Origin of the sequence: Synechococcus sp. CS-1326 (assembly GCF_025128115.1) — a bacterium.
Taxonomy (GTDB): Bacteria; Cyanobacteriota; Cyanobacteriia; order PCC-6307; family Cyanobiaceae; genus Regnicoccus.
In genome coordinates this window covers 22356-39017 of record NZ_JAHLYV010000022.1, presented here as the reverse complement: position 1 = coordinate 39017, position 16662 = coordinate 22356, and the positions used below count along the sequence as shown (strand labels likewise).

Below are 16662 nucleotides of genomic sequence, written 5' to 3'. Positions count from 1 at the left end.
CAATCACTGGCTCAGCCTAGATTCCGCCCTGCCATTGCGCAGCGCCGCTTCCCCGCTTCAGACGCCGTGGGCCGTGAACCAGTCCCGCATTCGGCCCCAGCCGTCGGCTGCCGCTGCCGGGCGGTAGGTGTCGCGGTAGTCGGCGTGGAAGCCATGGGGGGCGTCGGGGTAGACGACGATGCGGCTGGGGCTGCCGGCTTGCTCGAGTGCCTGCTGCATCCGCTCGATCGATGCCAGGGGAATGATCTCGTCCTGGCCGCCATAGAGGCCGAGCACCGGTGCCTGGAGCTTGGAGGCCAGGGCTGTCGGCACCATCGGCTGGAGGGCCGTGGGCGGGCTGTCAAGACGGCCGTACCAGGCCACACCCGCCCTGAGCTGGGGGTTGTGGGCCGCATACAGCCAGGTGATCCGCCCGCCCCAGCAGAAACCGGTGATACCGAGCCGGGAGATCTCACCGTTGCATTCGCTGCCTGCCCAGGCCACGCAGGCATCGAGATCTGCCAGGACCTGGTGATCGGGCACCCGGGCCACGATGGCGTAGATCCCGGCCAGATCGGGCTGGCTGGCCACGTCCCCCTGGCGCTCCTGAAGGCTGGGGGCAACAGCCAGGTAGCCCAGGCTGGCCAGCCGCCGGCAGACGGCCTGGATGTGGGGGTGCAGCCCGAAGATTTCCTGGACCACCAGCAGCACCGGCAGGGGTTGGTCTGCCCTGGGCATGGCCCGGTAGGCGGTCAGGCTGTGGCCAGCCACCGGGATGGAGACGATCCCTTCAATCAGCCGGGGGGTGCTCACCGCGCCATATCAGTTAGGGGTCTTGGTGTGGCAGCGAGGCGAGATAACGCTTGCGCTGACCGGAGGCCCAGGATTCATCGATGGGGGGCTTCGAAGGGCTGGCTGGATCGGATTGGCCGGCTTGCTCGGAAGCCGATGGTGTTTCGATCGGATCGATGTCTTTCATGGGTCAAGAGTAAGGACCCAGCCCGTTGAGAGCGTGTTGCAGGTGTCCTGGCGGTGTGACACCCACGTCCCTCCAACCTCCGCCTGGCGCGGCGGGGCTGGAGGGTTTGGTCACGCTCAGGCGCTGGCTCCGGCCAGGGCCGGTTCAGGCGTGATCGATGCGCTGCTGGAGCGGATCACCACCTGCTTGTCGTCGTCGATATCGACGATGGCCGCGTCGCCATCCTTGATCCGGCCGGAGAGGAACTCCTCAGCCAGGCTGTCTTCGAGCAGGCGCATGACGGCTCGGCGGAGCGGCCTTGCCCCGTAGCTGGGGTTGTAACCCTCTTCGACCAGCCGTTCCTTGAAGGCCTCGGTGACCGAGAGCTCGATGCCTTTCTCGCGGATGCGGCCAAACACCTCCCGCAGCATGATCTCAGCGATCTGCTTCACTTCGTCGCGGCTGAGTTGCCGGAAGACGATGATTTCATCAAGACGATTGAGGAACTCAGGGCGGAAGTATTGCTTCAGCTCCTCGTTCACAAGCGAACGAATCCGGTTGTACTGGGTTTCTTCGGCGGCTGCACCGGAGAATTCGAAACCGAGGCCCCCGCCACCCTTCTCGATCACCTTCGAACCGATGTTCGAGGTCATGATGATCAAGGTGTTCTTGAAATCGACGGTGCGGCCTTTCGAGTCTGTGAGGCGACCATCTTCGAGCAACTGCAGCAGCAGGTTGAACACATCCGGGTGTGCCTTTTCAATCTCATCGAACAGCACCACCGTGTAGGGGCGGCGACGAACGGCTTCGGTGAGCTGGCCACCTTCGTTGAAGCCCACATAGCCCGGAGGAGAGCCGATCAGCTTGCTGACCGTGTGGCGCTCCATGAATTCCGACATGTCCAACCGGATCATGGCGTCTTCGCTGCCGAAGAAGTAGGCAGCGAGTGACTTGGTGAGCTCGGTTTTACCGACGCCGGTGGGGCCGGAGAAGATGAAGCTGGCGATCGGTCGGTTGGGGTTCTGCAGACCCACCCGGGCGCGGCGGATCGCCTTGGACACGGCCTTGACCGCTTCGTCCTGGCCGATCAGGCGCTGGTGGAGGGTTTCCTCCATGTTGAGCAGCTTCACCGACTCGCTCTCGGTGAGCTTCTGCACCGGGACTCCGGTCCAGGAGGCGACGATCTGGGCGATGTCTTCCTCGGTGACCACGGGGCTGCGGTCGCCACCGGCGCCGGCCAGGGGCATCTCAAGACCGATTGTGGCTTCCGCTCCGGCGGCTGCCTCGTCGGCGGAGGCGGCAGGTTCCTCCTCGCGGCGGTTCTGGAGAATCAGGCGGATCTGCTCCCGCAGTTCCACTTCCTTGTCGCGCAACTCGCCGGCCTTGCCGAAATCCTGCTGGCGCACGGAGTCCTCCTTCTGCTTCTGAACGCCGCGCAGTTGCTTGTCGAGTTCCTTGGCGGCAGGCGGCAGCTTGGAGTTCAGCAGCCTCACCCGGCTGCCGGCCTCGTCGACCAGGTCGATGGCCTTGTCGGGGAGGAACCGATCGCTGATGTAGCGGTCGCCGAGGGTGGCGGCGGCCACCAGGGCTTCGTCGCTGATCCGCAGGCGATGGTGCTGTTCGTAGCGCTCGCGCAGCCCGCGCAGGATCTCGATCGTGTCGAGCACGGTGGGCTCGCCCACCATCACCGGCTGGAAGCGCCGCTCCAGGGCAGCATCCCTCTCGATGTGCTTTCGGTATTCGTCGAGGGTGGTGGCGCCGATGCACTGAAGTTCGCCCCTGGCCAGGGCGGGCTTGAGGATGTTGGCGGCATCGATGGCGCCTTCGGCGGCGCCGGCACCGATCAGGGTGTGGACCTCGTCGATCACCAGGATCACGTTCCCGGCACTGCGGATCTCCTCCATGATCTTCTTGAGCCGTTCCTCGAATTCGCCCCGGTATTTGGTGCCGGCCACCAGCAGGCCGATGTCGAGGGTGAGAACGCGCTTGTCCTCGAGAATGTCGGGGATTTCGCCCTGGGTGATCCTCTGGGCGAGCCCTTCGGCGATGGCGGTTTTGCCGACGCCGGGTTCACCGATCAGCACGGGATTGTTCTTGGTGCGCCGACCGAGGATCTGAACCACCCGGTCGATTTCGTTGTGACGACCGACGACGGGGTCGAGCTTGCCCTCGGCGGCGAGCTGGGTGAGGTTGCTGCCGAATTCATCGAGGGTGGGGGTCTTGGTGGATCCCTTGCTGCCGCTGCCGGCGGCCACTTCGGCCGTTTCACCGAGCATGCGGATCACCTGGGTGCGCACCTTGGCCAGGTCGACACCGAGATTTTCAAGAACCCTGGCGGCCACGCCCTCGCCTTCCCGGATCAGGCCGAGCAGCAGGTGTTCGGTACCGATGTAGTTGTGGCCGAGCTGACGGGCCTCCTCAAGGGACAGTTCCAGAACCCGCTTGGCTCGCGGGGTGAAGGGGATCTCCACGGCCACGAAGCCGGAGCCCCGGCCGATGATCTTCTCCACCTCGACGCGGGCATCCTTGAGGTTGACGCCCATCGACTTGAGCACCTTGGCGGCCACGCCGGTGCCTTCTCCGATCAAGCCGAGCAGAATCTGCTCCGTGCCGACAAAATTGTGGCCGAGACGGCGGGCCTCTTCCTGGGCCAGCATGATGACCTTGATGGCCTTCTCAGTAAACCGCTCGAACATGGGCGGACCTGTGCAAGTGCATCCAACTTATCAGGGCTGAGCGGGTGGCGGAGCCTCCAGGAGCACATCAGCCAAGTCCTTTGGAAAGACTGGGCTGGACAGTGCCTTTTTGATACATCACAGCAGCGAACTCTTCGGCCTTCCGCATCAAGAATGGGCGGCAATCCGAACCTTTGCAATCAACAGGTCTCACTCCTGCGATTTGAGCTCAGCCCATTGGATCAGAGCATCGTCTCCATTGCGGTAGTAACTGCGACGTCGGCCGGCCGCGCGGAAACCAAGGGCGGCGTACAGGGCGATCCCAGCCCCGTTCGCCTCAGACACCTCCAGAGTGGCCCGCCGGCAGCCCCTGGCGCCGCCCTCCCGGAGCAGGGTCTGCAGCAGCAGGCGCCCGAGGCCCCGCCGCCGCCGCTCCGGGTGCACCGCCACCAGGGACACATGCAGCTCATCGAGGACGACCGCAGCGATGCCCATGGCGGCGAGCTCGGTGGCGGGGCCGAGGCCCAGGCAGAGCCGATCGGGGTCATCGAGCTCCTGCCGCCACTGGATCGGGGTCCACAGGCCGTCGAGAGCCAGCTGGTCGAGGGCGCAACAGGCCGTCAGGTCGTCGATCGAAAGCCGGCGCGGCGATCGATCCCGCTCTCCGGGTCGAGCCGCCGCGGCCCCGGTGGAATTCGTTCCCATCCTTACGATTGGATCACCAGGGCCAGCGTTGATCACAATGACCACCTTCCTCGTGCCGAGCGGAATCGACGGATCCATCTCCGCAGCCGGCCATGCTCCGTTTCTGGAGCCGAGCCAGGATCGGCTCAGCCCTAACCGCAACCTGACCCCGCTCACCACCAGGCTCGATTCCCTCGGGCGTCTGGAGGTGGGGGGCTGTGGGCTCAGTGAGCTGGCCCGCACCTACGGAACGCCGTTGTACGTGCTCGACGAAGACACCCTCAGGGCCAGTTGCCGGGCCTACCGGGAGGCCCTCGCCGCCCACTACCCCGGCCCCGCCCTCGCCCTCTATGCCTCCAAGGCCAACAGCAGCCTGATGCTGAGCGCCCTGGTGGCCTCCGAGGGCCTGGGCCTCGATGCCGTTTCAACCGGTGAACTGCTCACGGCACTGCAGGGCGGCATGCCCGCCGAGCGGATCGTGCTGCACGGCAACAACAAGTCGAAGGAGGAGCTCGCCCTGGCGCTGGACCAGGGGGTGACCGTGGTGGTCGACAACGCACTCGATCTCGCCCTGCTGGCCGAGCTGGCCCCGGCCGGCAAGGCGCCGGTGCGATTGATGCTCCGCTTCACACCCGGCATCGAGTGCCACACCCACGAGTACATCCGCACCGGTCACCTCGACAGCAAGTTCGGTTTCGATCCCGATCAGCTCGAGCCGGTGCTGCGGCAGCTGGCGGGCTGCAGCTGGGCCCGGCTCGATGGCCTCCATGCCCACATCGGCTCCCAGATCTTTGAGCTCCAGCCCCACCACGATCTGGCCGGGGTGATGGCCGATGCCCTCGCCCTGGCCCGCTCGCTCGGACACCCCTGCGGTGATCTCAACGTCGGCGGTGGGCTCGGCATCCGTTATGTGGCCAGTGATGATCCCCCCTCGATTCAGGCCTGGGTGAAGGGTGTGGCCGAAGCGGTGGTGGCCGCCTGCAGCGAGCGCGGCCTGGCCCTGCCCCGTCTGTTGTGCGAACCGGGTCGCTCCCTGGTGGCCACGGCGGGCCTCACCCTCTACGCGATCGGCAGCCGCAAGCAGATCCCGGGTCTGCGCACCTATCTCTCCGTCGATGGCGGCATGAGCGACAACCCTCGTCCGATCACCTATCAGTCGGCCTACACGGCGGTGCTGGCCGACCAGCCCACTGCGCCGCCCTCCGAAACGGTGACCCTGGCCGGCAAGCACTGTGAATCCGGGGATGTGCTGCTCCATGACCTCCCCCTGCCGGCCAGCCGCTGTGGCGATGTGATCACCGTCTTCGCCACCGGCGCCTACAACGCCTCGATGGCTTCCAATTACAACCGCATCCCCAGGCCGGCGACGGTTCTGGTGCAGGGGGGTGAGGCCGAACTGGTGCAGCGGCGCGAGCGGCCGGAGGAATTGCTGCGCTACGACCGATTACCCGAACGGTTCTCGCCGGTACCCTGAGGCCAGCCTTGATGGTTCGTCGTTGTGATCTGGCTGGGGTTTCTGGACATCCGTGTGGTGCTGGACCTGCTGTTCGCTTCGGCTCTCGGTGTGCTGCTGCTGGCCAGGGTCCGGGAGCCCCGCACCCTCTGGTTGCTGCGGGGCTGGCTGTTTCTGGTGGCCCTGGTCTGGGTGGTCCAGCGGTTCGCCGACCTGCCGCTCACCACCCGCCTGCTCGAAGCGGTGGTGCTGGGCTGCAGCCTCGCTCTGGCCATCCTCTGGCAGGGCGAATTGCGGCGCTTGATGGAGCTGCTCGGCACCGGACGACTGGACGTGCTGCTGGGGAGCCAGAAGGAGGATCAGGCGTTGTCCGGCTCGGTGGCGCAGCTCACCGAAGCGGCCGGGCGCCTCTCCCAGAGCCGCCGGGGAGCCCTGATCCTGCTCGACCTCGGCAGTGATCTGCGCCCGGAGGATTTCCTCAACCCCGGCATCGAGCTGGACGCCCTGCTTTCCGTCGACCTGCTGCTCAATCTCTTTGCCGCCGACACCCCTCTCCATGACGGTGCCCTGCTGGTGAAGGGCAACCGCATCCTTTCGGCCGGGGTGATTCTGCCGTTGTCGCGGCAGGGCATCGCCCGCTACGGCACCCGCCACCTGGCCGCGATGGGGATCACCGAACGGTTCGACCGTTGCCTCTGCATCGTCGTCTCCGAGGAGACCGGCACCCTCTCGCTGGCCCGCCAGGGGCGCCTGGAGCGACCGATCACCAGCAGTCGGTTGCGGGAGCTGCTGAGCGCGGCGGTGGCCCAGCCCGCCCAGAAGCCACCCGCCAAGCCCGGCCCTGGCCCTGGATCGGTGCTGTCCCTTCCCACTGGGCGTAGCGTGACGCAGGACACGCCTGAATCCCGCGCATGAGTCGCTCCCTGGCGACCACCGACCCGATCCTGGCGTCCCGGCAACCGCTGGCTCCCCTGCCGGACCTGCTGGATCCTGCCCGTCTGCCCGCCCATGTGGCGGTGATCATGGACGGCAACGGCCGCTGGGCAAAGCAGCGCAACCTGCCGCGGGTGATGGGTCACCGCGAGGGTGTCGAGGCCTTGAAGCGCACCCTGCGCCTCTGCAGCGACTGGGGCATCGGCGCCCTCACCACCTACGCCTTCTCCACCGAGAACTGGAACCGACCCGGCGAGGAGGTGAGTTTCCTGATGACCCTGTTCGAGCGCGTTCTGGCCAGGGAACTGGAGGGGCTGGAGCGCGAACAGGTGCGGATCCGCTTTCTCGGTGATCTCGGCCAGCTTCCGGCCGGGCTGCAGCGGCTGATCGAGGCGGCCACGGAGCGCACCGCCGCCAACACCGGCATCCACTTCAATGTCTGCACCAATTACGGTGGCCGGCGTGAACTGGTCCAGGCGGCCCGTCAGCTGGCTATGGAGGTGTCCAGGGGAGCGCTCGACCCGGCGGCGATCGATGAGGCGGCCTTCGCCGCCCAGCTCGAGACGGCCGGTGAGGTGGATCCCGACCTGCTGATCCGCACCAGCGGTGAATACCGGATCAGCAATTTCCTGCTCTGGCAGCTGGCCTACGCCGAGATCCACATCACCGATGTGCTCTGGCCGGATTTTGATCAGGCGGCTCTGGTGCGGGCGCTGCTCGATTATCAGAACCGCCAGCGGCGCTTCGGCGGCGTCGAGCCGGTCGCGCCGTGAGCCGGGAAGCCCCACCATCCCTGTCCCAGAAGATTGCCTTGATCTCCCCCACCGCCCCACCCCACCGCGCTCCGGAGTGCCCCATCCCCCTCCGCCATGACTGGAGCCGTGAGGAGATCCAGGCCTTGCTGGAGCTGCCCCTGCTGGAGTTGCTCTGGCGGGCCCAGCAGGTGCACCGCGCCGCCAACCCTGGCTACCGGGTCCAGCTGGCCTCCCTGCTGAGCGTCAAGACCGGCGGCTGCGAGGAAGATTGCGCCTACTGCCCCCAGTCGATGCACAACAGCGCCGACGTGGCCGGCCGGCCGGCGTTGGCAGTGGAACCCGTGCTGGAGCAGGCACGGGCGGCCAGGCAGGCCGGCGCCCACCGCTTCTGCATGGGCTGGGCCTGGCGTGACATCCGCGATGGAGCCCCCTTCGAAGCGATGCTGGCGATGGTGAGGGGGGTGAGGCAGCTGGGACTGGAGGCCTGCGTCACCGCCGGCATGCTCACCGATGGCCAGGCCGAGCGCCTGGCGGCGGCGGGGCTGACCGCCTACAACCACAACCTCGACACCAGCCCCGAGCACTACGGCCAGATCATCACCACCCGCACTTACCAGGAGCGGCTGGACACCCTGGCGCGGGTGCGTCGGGCCGGCATCACCGTCTGCAGCGGCGGCATCATCGGCCTGGGTGAAAGCCTGCGCGATCGGGCCGGCCTGCTGCAGGTGCTCGCCAACCTGGAGCCCCACCCCGAGAGCGTGCCGATCAACGTGCTGGTGGCGGTGGAGGGCACGCCCCTGGAGGAGCAGGCGCCGCTCGATCCCCTGGAGCTGGTGCGGATGGTGGCCACGGCCCGGATCCTGATGCCCAGCAGCCGGGTGCGCCTCAGTGCCGGCCGGCAGCAGCTCAACCGTGAGGCCCAGATCCTCTGTCTGCAGGCGGGGGCCGATTCGATTTTCTACGGCGATACCCTGCTCACCACCGGGAATCCCGACGTGGCGGCGGACCGGGAGCTGCTGGCGGCGGCCGGTGTGCAGGTGGAGCCGGTGGATGGGCGCTGAGCCGGCGGCCTTCCAGGTGGCGTCCTTCTACCGCTTCGTGCCCCTGGACAGCGACGGGCTTGAGGTCCTCCAGCGCGGCATCCGGGAGCGGGGGGCAGCGGGCCAGCTGAGCGGCACGGTGCTGCTGGCTGAGGAGGGGCTGAACGGCACGGTCTGTGGACCTGCCGCTGGTGTGGCTGATCTGCTGGCCTGGCTGCAGGCGCAACCGGGCCTGGCTGATCTGGAGGTGAAGACCAGCTGGAGCGCCGAGCCGGGCTTTCACCGCCTCAAGGTGCGGCGGAAGCGGGAGATCGTCACCCTGGGTTGCCCGACGGTGCGGCCGCTCGATGGCGCGGGCAGCAGGGTGCCGCCGCAGCAATGGAACGCCCTGGTCGACGATCCAGACACCCTGGTGATCGACGCCCGCAATGGCTACGAAGTGGCGGTCGGCACGTTTGCAGGGGCGCTCGATCCGGGCATCGAGCGCTTCGGTGCGTTCCCCGCCTGGGTGGAGCGGGAGCTCAGGCCCCGGGTGGCCGCGCAGCAACCCCGCCGGCTGGCCCTGTTCTGCACCGGTGGCATCCGCTGCGAGAAGGCCACGGCCTACCTCCTCCAGCAGGGGTTTGAGGGGGTGCATCAGTTGCAGGGGGGCATCCTGCGCTATCTGGAGGAGATTCCCGAGGCCGAGAGCCGCTGGAGCGGCGAGTGCTTCGTCTTCGATCATCGGGTGGCGCTCGACCACCGGCTGCAGCCGGGCAGCCATAGCCTCTGCCATGCCTGCGGATTGCCGCTTTCCCCGGCGGACCGTCAGCAGGCCGGTTTCGAGGCAGGGGTGAGCTGCCATCACTGCATCGCACGCTTCAGCGATGCCGATCGCGGCCGCTTCGCCGAGCGTCAGCGCCAGATCGGTCTGGCCCGCCAGCGGGGCCAGGCCCACCTCGGCCTCCCTTCGCCATGAACGCTGCAGCCAGCAGCCAGAGCTGGAACGCCGAGCGCTACGCGGCCAACGCCCGCTTCGTGTCCGATCTGGCCGGTGCGGTGCTGGAGTGGCTCGATCCCCAGCCCGGCGAGCGGATCCTCGACCTGGGCTGCGGCGATGGGGCCCTCACCCGGCGGTTGGTCGAGCACGGCTGCGTCGTGATCGGTGTCGATGCCAGCGCGGCGATGGTGGCGGCGGCCCGGGAGCTCGGCCTCGATGCACGCCAGCTTCACGGCCAGTCGCTGCCGTTCAGCGACATGTTCGAGGCGGTGTTCTCCAACGCCGCCCTGCACTGGATGCTGCCGCCGGAGCCGGTGATCGAGGGGGTCTTCCGGGCCCTGCGGCCGGGCGGACGCTTCGTGGCCGAGTCTGGTGGTCAGGGCAATGTGGCGGCCATCCACCGCGCCCTGGTCGCTGCCCTGGCCAGGCGCGGGCTGGCGGTGGAACCCGACACGTTCTTCCCCGGACCGGCCGCCTACCGCAGCCTGCTGGAGGCGGCCGGTTTCGAGGTGGAGCGGATCGAGCTGATCCCGCGCCCCACGCCGCTGCCGGGGTCGGTGGGGGCCTGGATCGAAACCTTCTGCCACACCTACACCGGTGCGGTTTCCCCCGAGCAGCGTCCCGCCCTGATCGAGGAGGTGGTGGCCAGCCTTCGCTTGGCCCTGCAACAAGCTGATGGCCTCTGGGTGGCCGACTACGTGCGGCTGCGTTTCAGGGCGTTCAAGCCCCCGGCCCCGCCGCTCACTTCGGGCTGGACGCCATCGACCTGCGGCGACGGCAGCGCTCCGAGCAGTAGCGCACCTGCTCCCAGACCTCTTTCCATTTCCGGCGCCATTGAAAGGGCCTTCCGCAGACCGGACAGACCTTGGTGGCTCGTTCGGCGGGAGCGGGCATGGATGATTGAAGGATAAGGATGCGGATCCTGGAGATGGATCGCCGATCAATCGCTGCTTCTGGGCTGAAGATCAATCGATGATCCGCAGTTCAGCAGCCATTCAGCGAGGCTTTCTGGCCCCAATTCTGGCCTGCTTGCCTAACCAACCAACTTGCCATGATCAACATGGCCCTGAGCCAGTTGTGGCCAGCGAGGAGCCAGGGCGGATCGGTGCTCGGCCGGCCACAGGAGAGGGAAGAGCGATCCAGGCCAATTTCTCAAGCCTGCCTGGATCCTGCCTGTTACCCGGGGCCGGCGGCAACCTAGCCTGAATGGAGGCAAGGGGTTGAGAAACGGCAGAGTGAACGCATCAGCGATCAAGTCATCACTCTAGCCATTTTTCACGGATCGGAAGAGATCATCAACCATGACTGTCCAAGTCAATAGAACGTCAATTCAGATTCGGCCCGATCCTTCCCGTGTCTTTTTCAGACCCTTTGAATGGAGCAACAGGGAGCGGGTTCAACGCATCGTCGCTCGGGTCACATCCCTGAGTCGCTCTGATGCGGAGCATGAAGCAGCCCTCATGCTGGAGCGATTCGAAGGCCGCCATGAAAAGCTGCAGACATTTCTGCTCAGCCGCTTTGATCATGCGCGCGAGTATCTGATCTCCGACCAGCCCCTGAATCATTGTGAGCGGCTGCTGATCGGCGCCTACTTCACACTGGAATACTCGCTCGAAGCGGCGGCTCTATTCAACCCGTCGATCGTGCCACACCCCGATCAGTCGGGCCTGGAAGAGGGCAGCCTGCGCTTTCTGCTGAGCCTGCGTGCCACCGGTGAGGGCCATATTTCCTCGATTGTCTTCCGCACCGGGGTGATCAATCGTCAGCTGGACATTGTGCTTGATGTGCCGAGCCCTTTTGTGGCCGCTGCGGATGTCCATCCCAACCCAAGTTATGACAAATATCTGTTCGAGCGCAAGCTGCTTGAGTTGGGGCTGCTTTCACCGTTTGCCCAACGGTTGATGGATCAGCTGCAGGATCATTTCAGCTTTGAGCAGCTCACCGTGCTGACCAACCAGGCGCTGCGTCGGGATCGATTCGGAACTGGAGACAGCCTGCAGGTGGCGGAGAGTGTTCTGTCCCTGGCGCGGGCCAATTACGAGATCAGTTTTGACACGGGTGATGACTGCTCGGAGCGGGTGATCTTTCCCACCTCTCCCACCGAAAGGCGAGGAATTGAGGATGCTCGTTTTGTTGCCTTCTGTGATGATGATGGCCAGACAACTTATTATGCAACCTATAGTGCCTATGATGGGCAACTGGTTTTCCCTCAACTTCTCGAAACCAAGGATTTCAGCCATTTCAAAATCAGCACCTTGAATGGGCCCGAGGTGGAGAACAAAGGCATGGCTCTTTTCCCGCGAAAAGTGAGGGGCCATTACGCCATGCTCTCCAGGCAGGATGGTGAAAATATCTACTTGATGTATTCCGATCAGCTGAACTTCTGGTATGAGAAAAGCATCCTGATGCGACCCACCTATCCCTGGGAATTCGTACAGATCGGCAACTGTGGTTCGCCGATTGAAACCGAGGCCGGCTGGCTGGTGCTGACCCATGGTGTGGGGCCGATGCGCCGCTACACGATCGGAGCGATCCTGCTCGACCTCGAAGACCCCGGCCGGGTGATCGGGCGCCTGACGGAGCCGCTGCTGGAGCCAACCCAGGAGGAACGTGAAGGATATGTACCCAATGTGGTGTATAGCTGCGGATCGCTGATCCATGCCGGTAAACTGATTTTACCGTATGCCATGAGTGATCAGTCCACCAGTTTTGCCACCCTATCGGTTGAGGAGTTGTTGGGCGCCTTTAAAGCCACTCGAATGGAGGACAATCCTTGAAACCAAGATCCACACGCAAGATTGCCATTGTTGGCGACTATCTGCCGCGCAAGTGCGGAATCGCCACCTTCACCCATTCCGTCTATCGCTCGCTGACAGACGATGCAGTCGGTAACGATTGTTTCATTGTTGCGGTCAATGATGTGCCGGAGGGCTATGCCTATCCTCCTGAAGTTCGCTTTGAAATTGCCGAGCAGGAGCTCCACAGCTATCGCCGTGCGGCAGACTTTCTGAATCTGACCGACGCCGATGTTGTCTGTGTACAGCACGAGTTCGGCATCTATGGTGGACCAGCCGGCAGCCATATCCTGACGCTGCTTCGTAATGTTCATCTCCCTGTTGTCACCCAACTCCATACGATCCTGGAGGAGCCGACCGCCGAGCAGCGCCTTGTGATGAAGGAGGTTGCCGCTCTTTCGACCCGGATCATTGTGATGAGCGATCGCGGTAAGCGGATTCTCGAAGAAATCTATGAGGTGCCCTCCGATCATCTGGATGTGATTCCCCACGGCGTCCCAGACATGCCGTTTGTGGATCCGAACTATTACAAGGATCAGTTCGGCGTTGAGGGTAAACAGGTGCTGCTCACCTTCGGGCTGATCTCACCTGCCAAGGGAATCGAAACCGTGATCCGTGCTTTGCCCGAGGTGGTCAAGGAGTTCCCTGAGATGGTGTACATCGTTCTGGGCGCAACCCACCCCCATCTTTTGCGTGAGCAGGGCGAGACCTACCGGTTGAGCCTGGAACGGCTGGCCATCGAGCTGGGGGTGAGAAAGCAGGTGATCTTCTACAACCGATTTGTTGGTTTTGAGGAGTTGAAGGATTTTCTCGGTGTCGCAGACATCTACATCACCCCCTACCTGAATCCCGACCAGATCACCTCCGGCACGCTGTCTTATGCCTTTGGTTGCGGCAAGGCGGTGATCTCCACCCCCTACTGGCATGCCGAGGAGCTCCTCGCTGATGGGCGAGGGGTTCTGGTCCCCTTTCGCGACAGTGACGCCATCGCCAAGGCGCTGATCGGTCTGCTGCTGGATGATGTCCGCCGTCATGCCATGCGTAAACAGGCCTATCTGCTTGGCCGCGGCATGATCTGGAGCCATACAGCCACGCTGTATTACGCCTCCTTTGAGCGTGCCCGGCTTGAGCGTGGAAATGGTTCTGCCCTCCACGCTCTCCTTACGCCCCTGGGGCAGGAACCGCGCGAATTGCCGGTGATGCGCCTGGTGCACCTCCAGCGAATTTCGGATTCAACGGGTATCTATCAGCACGCTAAATACACGCTGCCCAACTTCAAGGAAGGCTATTGCACGGATGACAATGTCCGGGCCCTGCAGTTGCTGGTGATGCTTGAAGAATCGGGTGACGTCACCCCGCTCGTGCAATCGCTTGCCACCTGTTACGGGTCGTTCATCAACCATGCCTTCATCCCCGAAACCTGTCGGTTTCATAATTTCATGAGTTTCGAGCGCAGCTGGCTCGATGAGGATGGTTCCGACGATTGCCTGGGTCGCACGTTGCTGGCGCTGGGTGCTTGTGTGGGGCGATCACAACGCGACGACCTGCGTCACTGGGCAGCGGATCTTTTTCGGTTGGCGTTGCCGTCGGTGACGCAGACAACAAGTCCACGGGCCTGGGCCCTTGGGCTCAAGGCCATCCATGAATACCTGCGAAAACTGAGTGGTGATCGCACCGTCAATCTGATGCGCGACCAGCTGACCGACCAGTTGCTCGACGCCTTCCAGGCCACCTGTGGGGATGAATGGCCATGGTTCGAGAATGTTCTCAGTTATGACAACGCCTCGCTTCCGCATGCCCTGATTCTCAGCGGGCGCTGGTCGCAACGCAGTGACGCTCTCGAGGTGGGTCTGCGCAGTCTGCGCTGGCTGATGGCTGTGCAGACCGCCGAGGCCGGTCACTTCAGGCCGATCGGCTCGAACGGTTTCTGGAGGCGAGGTCAGTTCCGGGCCAGCTTCGACCAGCAACCCCTGGAGGCCTGCGCTTCGGTTTCCGCCTGCGTCGAAGCCTGGTCGGCCACAGGCGATGACTTCTGGCTGGATGAAGCGTGGCGGGCTTTCGCCTGGTTTCTCGGTGGAAACGATCTCCACCTACCCCTCTATAACGCGCTCACGGGGGGCTGCTTCGATGGTCTTCAGGACGACAGTGTCAATCAGAACCAGGGTGCCGAATCGACCCTCGCCTTTCTGCTGGCACTCCAGGAGATGCGACTTCTTGAACACGCTCGCCATCCCCACCAAAAACGATGACCAGAACCCGCATCGGCGCCATCGGAGCAGGCGGTTTTGGCCTGTTTGCCCTCCAGCAATTCCTTCAGGTCGAGGGGGCGGAGCTTGTTGCCATCGCCGGCACCCATCGTGAGGCGGCCATCGCCATGGCCCGTCGCTTCGGTGTCACTGAACCGCTGGATGTGGAGACGCTGCTCCAAATGGAGGAGGTGGATCTCGTCTACATCGCAACGCCACCGTTCCTCCACTATTCCCAGGTGCGTGCCGCCCTGGAAGCAGGGAAACATGTGATCTGTGAAAAGCCGCTGGCTCTCACGGTGGAGCAGGCGGATGATCTCCTTCAGCTCGCCCGAGCCGGTGATCAGTTGTGCATCGCCAACCTGATGCAGCGCTACAACCCGCTGTATGAGGCCGTGCACCGACTGATCGAATCGCGGGTGCTCGGCGAGTTCCTGCACGGCTGGTTTGATAATGCCGCCGGTGATGAAGGGCTCTCACCGGAGCACTGGTTCTGGGATCGTGCCAGAAGTGGCGGCATTTTCATTGAACACGGCGTGCACTTCTTCGATCTGTTTGAAGGCTGGTTGGGCCAGGGGGAGGTGGTGGCCGCCCAGCGCATCCTGCGTCCGGGCTCAGGCGTGGAGGAGCAGGTGCAGTGTGTGGTGCGCTATGGCAATGGTGCCCTGGTCACCTTCTATCATGGGTTCACCCAGCCGGCACGGCTGGAACGCCAGGAATTCCGCCTGTTGTTTGAGCGCGGTGAGCTGACCCTTGATGAATGGGTCCCCATCCGGGTTCGGCTCAAGGCGGTGGTGGATGAGGCGCAGACGCGCACGTTGATGGAGATTTTTCCTGATGCGCAGCTCGATGTTCTCAACAGCTATTCCGGCCCGGATCGGCTGGCTCTGGGGCGGCACAAGGATTTTGATGTGTATCAGAAAATCGATCTCAGAGCAGGCCTGCATGCCGAAAAGATGCGTCGTTATTGTGAGCTGCTGCGAGCCCTGTTCGCTGACCAGCTCGCCTGGTTGGCCGATCGCTCCCATCCGCGGCTGATCACCGAGGCGAACGGCCTTCAATCGCTGGCCATGGCCTGCGCGGCCACCGAGCTGGCTGATTCCAGCCCATGATTCCGCGTCTGTTCAGCCGCTGCCTGCTCCGAGCCGATGATCTGGCTCCTTCGCAGGAGGATCTGCGGGTGGTCGGTGTTCTCAACCCGGGGGCTGTGGCCACGGCGGATGGCGTTGTCCTGCTGATCCGGGTGGCTGAAGCCCCAAGGCAGGCTCGGCCGGGATGGGTGGGGCTGCCGCGCTGGGATCCGGAAGCCGGTTGTGTGATCACCGACTGGCTTCCGCAGCATGAGGTGATCGTGCTGGATGCACGGGTGGTGCAGATCCGGCAGACCGGCCTGCTTCGTCTCACATCCACCTCCCATCTGAGGGTTGTTCGCAGCCCGGATGGTCTGCAGCTGGCGGCGGCTGAGTCGCAGATCCTCAGACCCAGCCAGGCTTGCGAGGCCTATGGGATCGAAGATGCTCGCATCACGCCGATCGACGACCGGTATTACATCACCTCCGTAGCCGTGTCCTGTCATGGGGCTGCAACAACCCTTTCCTCAACCCGGGATTTCCATTCCTTTCAGCACCACGGAGTGATCTTCTGTCCGGAGAACAAGGATGTCGTGCTGTTCCCCGAGCGAATCGGTGGCCAGTATCAGGCGCTGCACAGGCCGACCACAGCCCACGCCTTCTGCCGACCCGAGATCTGGCTGGCCTCCTCACCCGACCTGTTGCACTGGGGCCGGCACCAGCCGCTTCTGGGCGCCACCGCCGCCTGGGATCGGGGCCGGATCGGGGCGGGAACACCACCGATCCGCACCCCTGAGGGCTGGCTGGCGATCTATCACGGCAACAACAAGGGGGAAGGGGAGAGTGGCGTCGGCCGTTACGGCGCCGGCCTGCTGCTGCTGGATCCGGACCAACCCGCGCTGATCCGCAGGGCCGGTAAGCTGATCCTGGTGCCCGAGCTGGACTACGAGTGCCGGGGGTTTGTGCCGGATGTGATCTTCCCGACCGGGATCATTCTTCAGGGGGAAACGGTGCTGATCTACTGCGGTGCCGCGGACAGCGCCTGCGGAGTGGTTGCCCTGCGGCTGAGCGACCTGCTCAGGCAGCCCTGAAGGG

13 protein-coding genes and 1 pseudogene are annotated in these 16662 nt (G+C 64.4%); 10 read left to right on the top strand and 4 right to left on the bottom strand.

Features of this window, described 5'->3' with window-relative positions; genetic code table 11:
* Nucleotides 1–57: 57 nt before the first annotated feature.
* The 3 genes from KQ307_RS08505 to KQ307_RS08495 all read right to left on the bottom strand — a co-directional run bounded on the left by KQ307_RS08505 (nt 58) and on the right by KQ307_RS08495 (nt 4317).
* Entirely contained in the window at nt 58–792 is a 735-nt protein-coding gene (locus tag KQ307_RS08505) for a dienelactone hydrolase family protein (protein WP_259727679.1), read from the bottom strand.
* A gap of 282 nt (nt 793–1074) precedes the next feature.
* Complete coding sequence (locus tag KQ307_RS08500) at nt 1075–3633, bottom strand: ATP-dependent Clp protease ATP-binding subunit (protein WP_259727678.1); 2559 nt, start codon at nt 3631–3633, stop codon at nt 1075–1077.
* A gap of 189 nt (nt 3634–3822) precedes the next feature.
* Entirely contained in the window at nt 3823–4317 is a 495-nt protein-coding gene (locus KQ307_RS08495; protein WP_259727677.1) for a GNAT family N-acetyltransferase, read from the bottom strand.
* A 37-nt stretch (nt 4318–4354) separates the two neighbouring features.
* On the opposite strand from KQ307_RS08495, the gene lysA reads away from it, so the two are divergent.
* From lysA to KQ307_RS08465, 6 genes and pseudogenes are all read left to right on the top strand, one after another.
* Nucleotides 4355–5770, top strand: coding sequence for a diaminopimelate decarboxylase (gene lysA, locus KQ307_RS08490; protein ID WP_259727676.1), 1416 nt, complete (start codon nt 4355–4357; stop codon nt 5768–5770).
* 24 nt (nt 5771–5794) lie between these two features.
* On the top strand, nt 5795–6664 hold the full coding sequence (gene cdaA, locus KQ307_RS08485; RefSeq protein WP_259701082.1) for a diadenylate cyclase CdaA: 870 nt from the start codon (nt 5795–5797) through the stop codon (nt 6662–6664).
* Nucleotides 6661–7455 (top strand): isoprenyl transferase, encoded by a 795-nt coding sequence (locus KQ307_RS08480; RefSeq protein WP_259727675.1) that lies wholly within the window; start codon nt 6661–6663, stop codon nt 7453–7455. The genes cdaA and KQ307_RS08480 overlap by 4 nt, the downstream gene beginning before the upstream one ends.
* Nucleotides 7456–7496: 41 nt before the next feature.
* The gene (gene bioB, locus KQ307_RS08475) at nt 7497–8498 is read left to right on the top strand and encodes a biotin synthase BioB (RefSeq protein WP_399254032.1); all 1002 of its coding nucleotides are present in this window, start codon (nt 7497–7499) and stop codon (nt 8496–8498) included.
* A complete protein-coding gene (locus KQ307_RS08470) occupies nt 8488–9435 on the top strand; it encodes a rhodanese-related sulfurtransferase (RefSeq protein WP_259727673.1) in 948 nt (315 codons plus the stop codon). Before bioB ends, KQ307_RS08470 begins: the two co-directional genes overlap by 11 nt.
* Nucleotides 9432–9959, top strand: a pseudogene (locus KQ307_RS08465) (class I SAM-dependent methyltransferase); the annotation flags it as partial. The gene KQ307_RS08470 and the pseudogene KQ307_RS08465, both read left to right, overlap by 4 nt.
* 238 nt (nt 9960–10197) lie before the next feature.
* Here KQ307_RS08465 and KQ307_RS08460 read toward each other — a convergent pair.
* Nucleotides 10198–10350 (bottom strand): DUF2256 domain-containing protein, encoded by a 153-nt coding sequence (locus KQ307_RS08460; protein ID WP_259701121.1) that lies wholly within the window; start codon nt 10348–10350, stop codon nt 10198–10200.
* 566 nt (nt 10351–10916) lie between these two features.
* Here KQ307_RS08460 and KQ307_RS08455 point away from each other — a divergent pair.
* The 4 genes from KQ307_RS08455 to KQ307_RS08440 are packed head-to-tail and all read left to right on the top strand — an operon-like array spanning nt 10917 to nt 16658.
* Nucleotides 10917–12233: a glycoside hydrolase family 130 protein gene (locus KQ307_RS08455; protein ID WP_259727672.1), complete on the top strand. Its 1317-nt coding sequence runs from the start codon at nt 10917–10919 to the stop codon at nt 12231–12233.
* On the top strand, nt 12230–14500 hold the full coding sequence (locus KQ307_RS08450; protein WP_259727671.1) for a glycosyltransferase family 4 protein: 2271 nt from the start codon (nt 12230–12232) through the stop codon (nt 14498–14500). Before KQ307_RS08455 ends, KQ307_RS08450 begins: the two co-directional genes overlap by 4 nt.
* Nucleotides 14497–15609: a Gfo/Idh/MocA family protein gene (locus tag KQ307_RS08445; protein ID WP_259727670.1), complete on the top strand. Its 1113-nt coding sequence runs from the start codon at nt 14497–14499 to the stop codon at nt 15607–15609. The genes KQ307_RS08450 and KQ307_RS08445 overlap by 4 nt, the downstream gene beginning before the upstream one ends.
* Nucleotides 15606–16658 (top strand): glycoside hydrolase family 130 protein, encoded by a 1053-nt coding sequence (locus tag KQ307_RS08440; RefSeq protein WP_259727669.1) that lies wholly within the window; start codon nt 15606–15608, stop codon nt 16656–16658. Before KQ307_RS08445 ends, KQ307_RS08440 begins: the two co-directional genes overlap by 4 nt.
* Nucleotides 16659–16662 lie beyond the last annotated feature (4 nt).

Bases quoted from the DNA above. Each gene is read 5' to 3' on its own strand.
- KQ307_RS08500 (WP_259727678.1), bottom strand. From the start codon at position 3,633: ATGTTCGAGCGGTTTACTGAGAAGGCCATCAAGGTCATCATGCTGGCC.
- KQ307_RS08495 (WP_259727677.1), bottom strand. From the start codon at position 4,317: ATGGGAACGAATTCCACCGGGGCCGCGGCGGCTCGACCCGGAGAGCGG.
- lysA (WP_259727676.1), top strand. From the start codon at position 4,355: ATGACCACCTTCCTCGTGCCGAGCGGAATCGACGGATCCATCTCCGCA.
- KQ307_RS08480 (WP_259727675.1), top strand. From the start codon at position 6,661: ATGAGTCGCTCCCTGGCGACCACCGACCCGATCCTGGCGTCCCGGCAA.
- KQ307_RS08470 (WP_259727673.1), top strand. From the start codon at position 8,488: ATGGGCGCTGAGCCGGCGGCCTTCCAGGTGGCGTCCTTCTACCGCTTC.
- KQ307_RS08460 (WP_259701121.1), bottom strand. From the start codon at position 10,350: ATGCCCGCTCCCGCCGAACGAGCCACCAAGGTCTGTCCGGTCTGCGGA.
- KQ307_RS08455 (WP_259727672.1), top strand. From the start codon at position 10,917: ATGCTGGAGCGATTCGAAGGCCGCCATGAAAAGCTGCAGACATTTCTG.
- KQ307_RS08445 (WP_259727670.1), top strand. From the start codon at position 14,497: ATGACCAGAACCCGCATCGGCGCCATCGGAGCAGGCGGTTTTGGCCTG.
- KQ307_RS08440 (WP_259727669.1), top strand. From the start codon at position 15,606: ATGATTCCGCGTCTGTTCAGCCGCTGCCTGCTCCGAGCCGATGATCTG.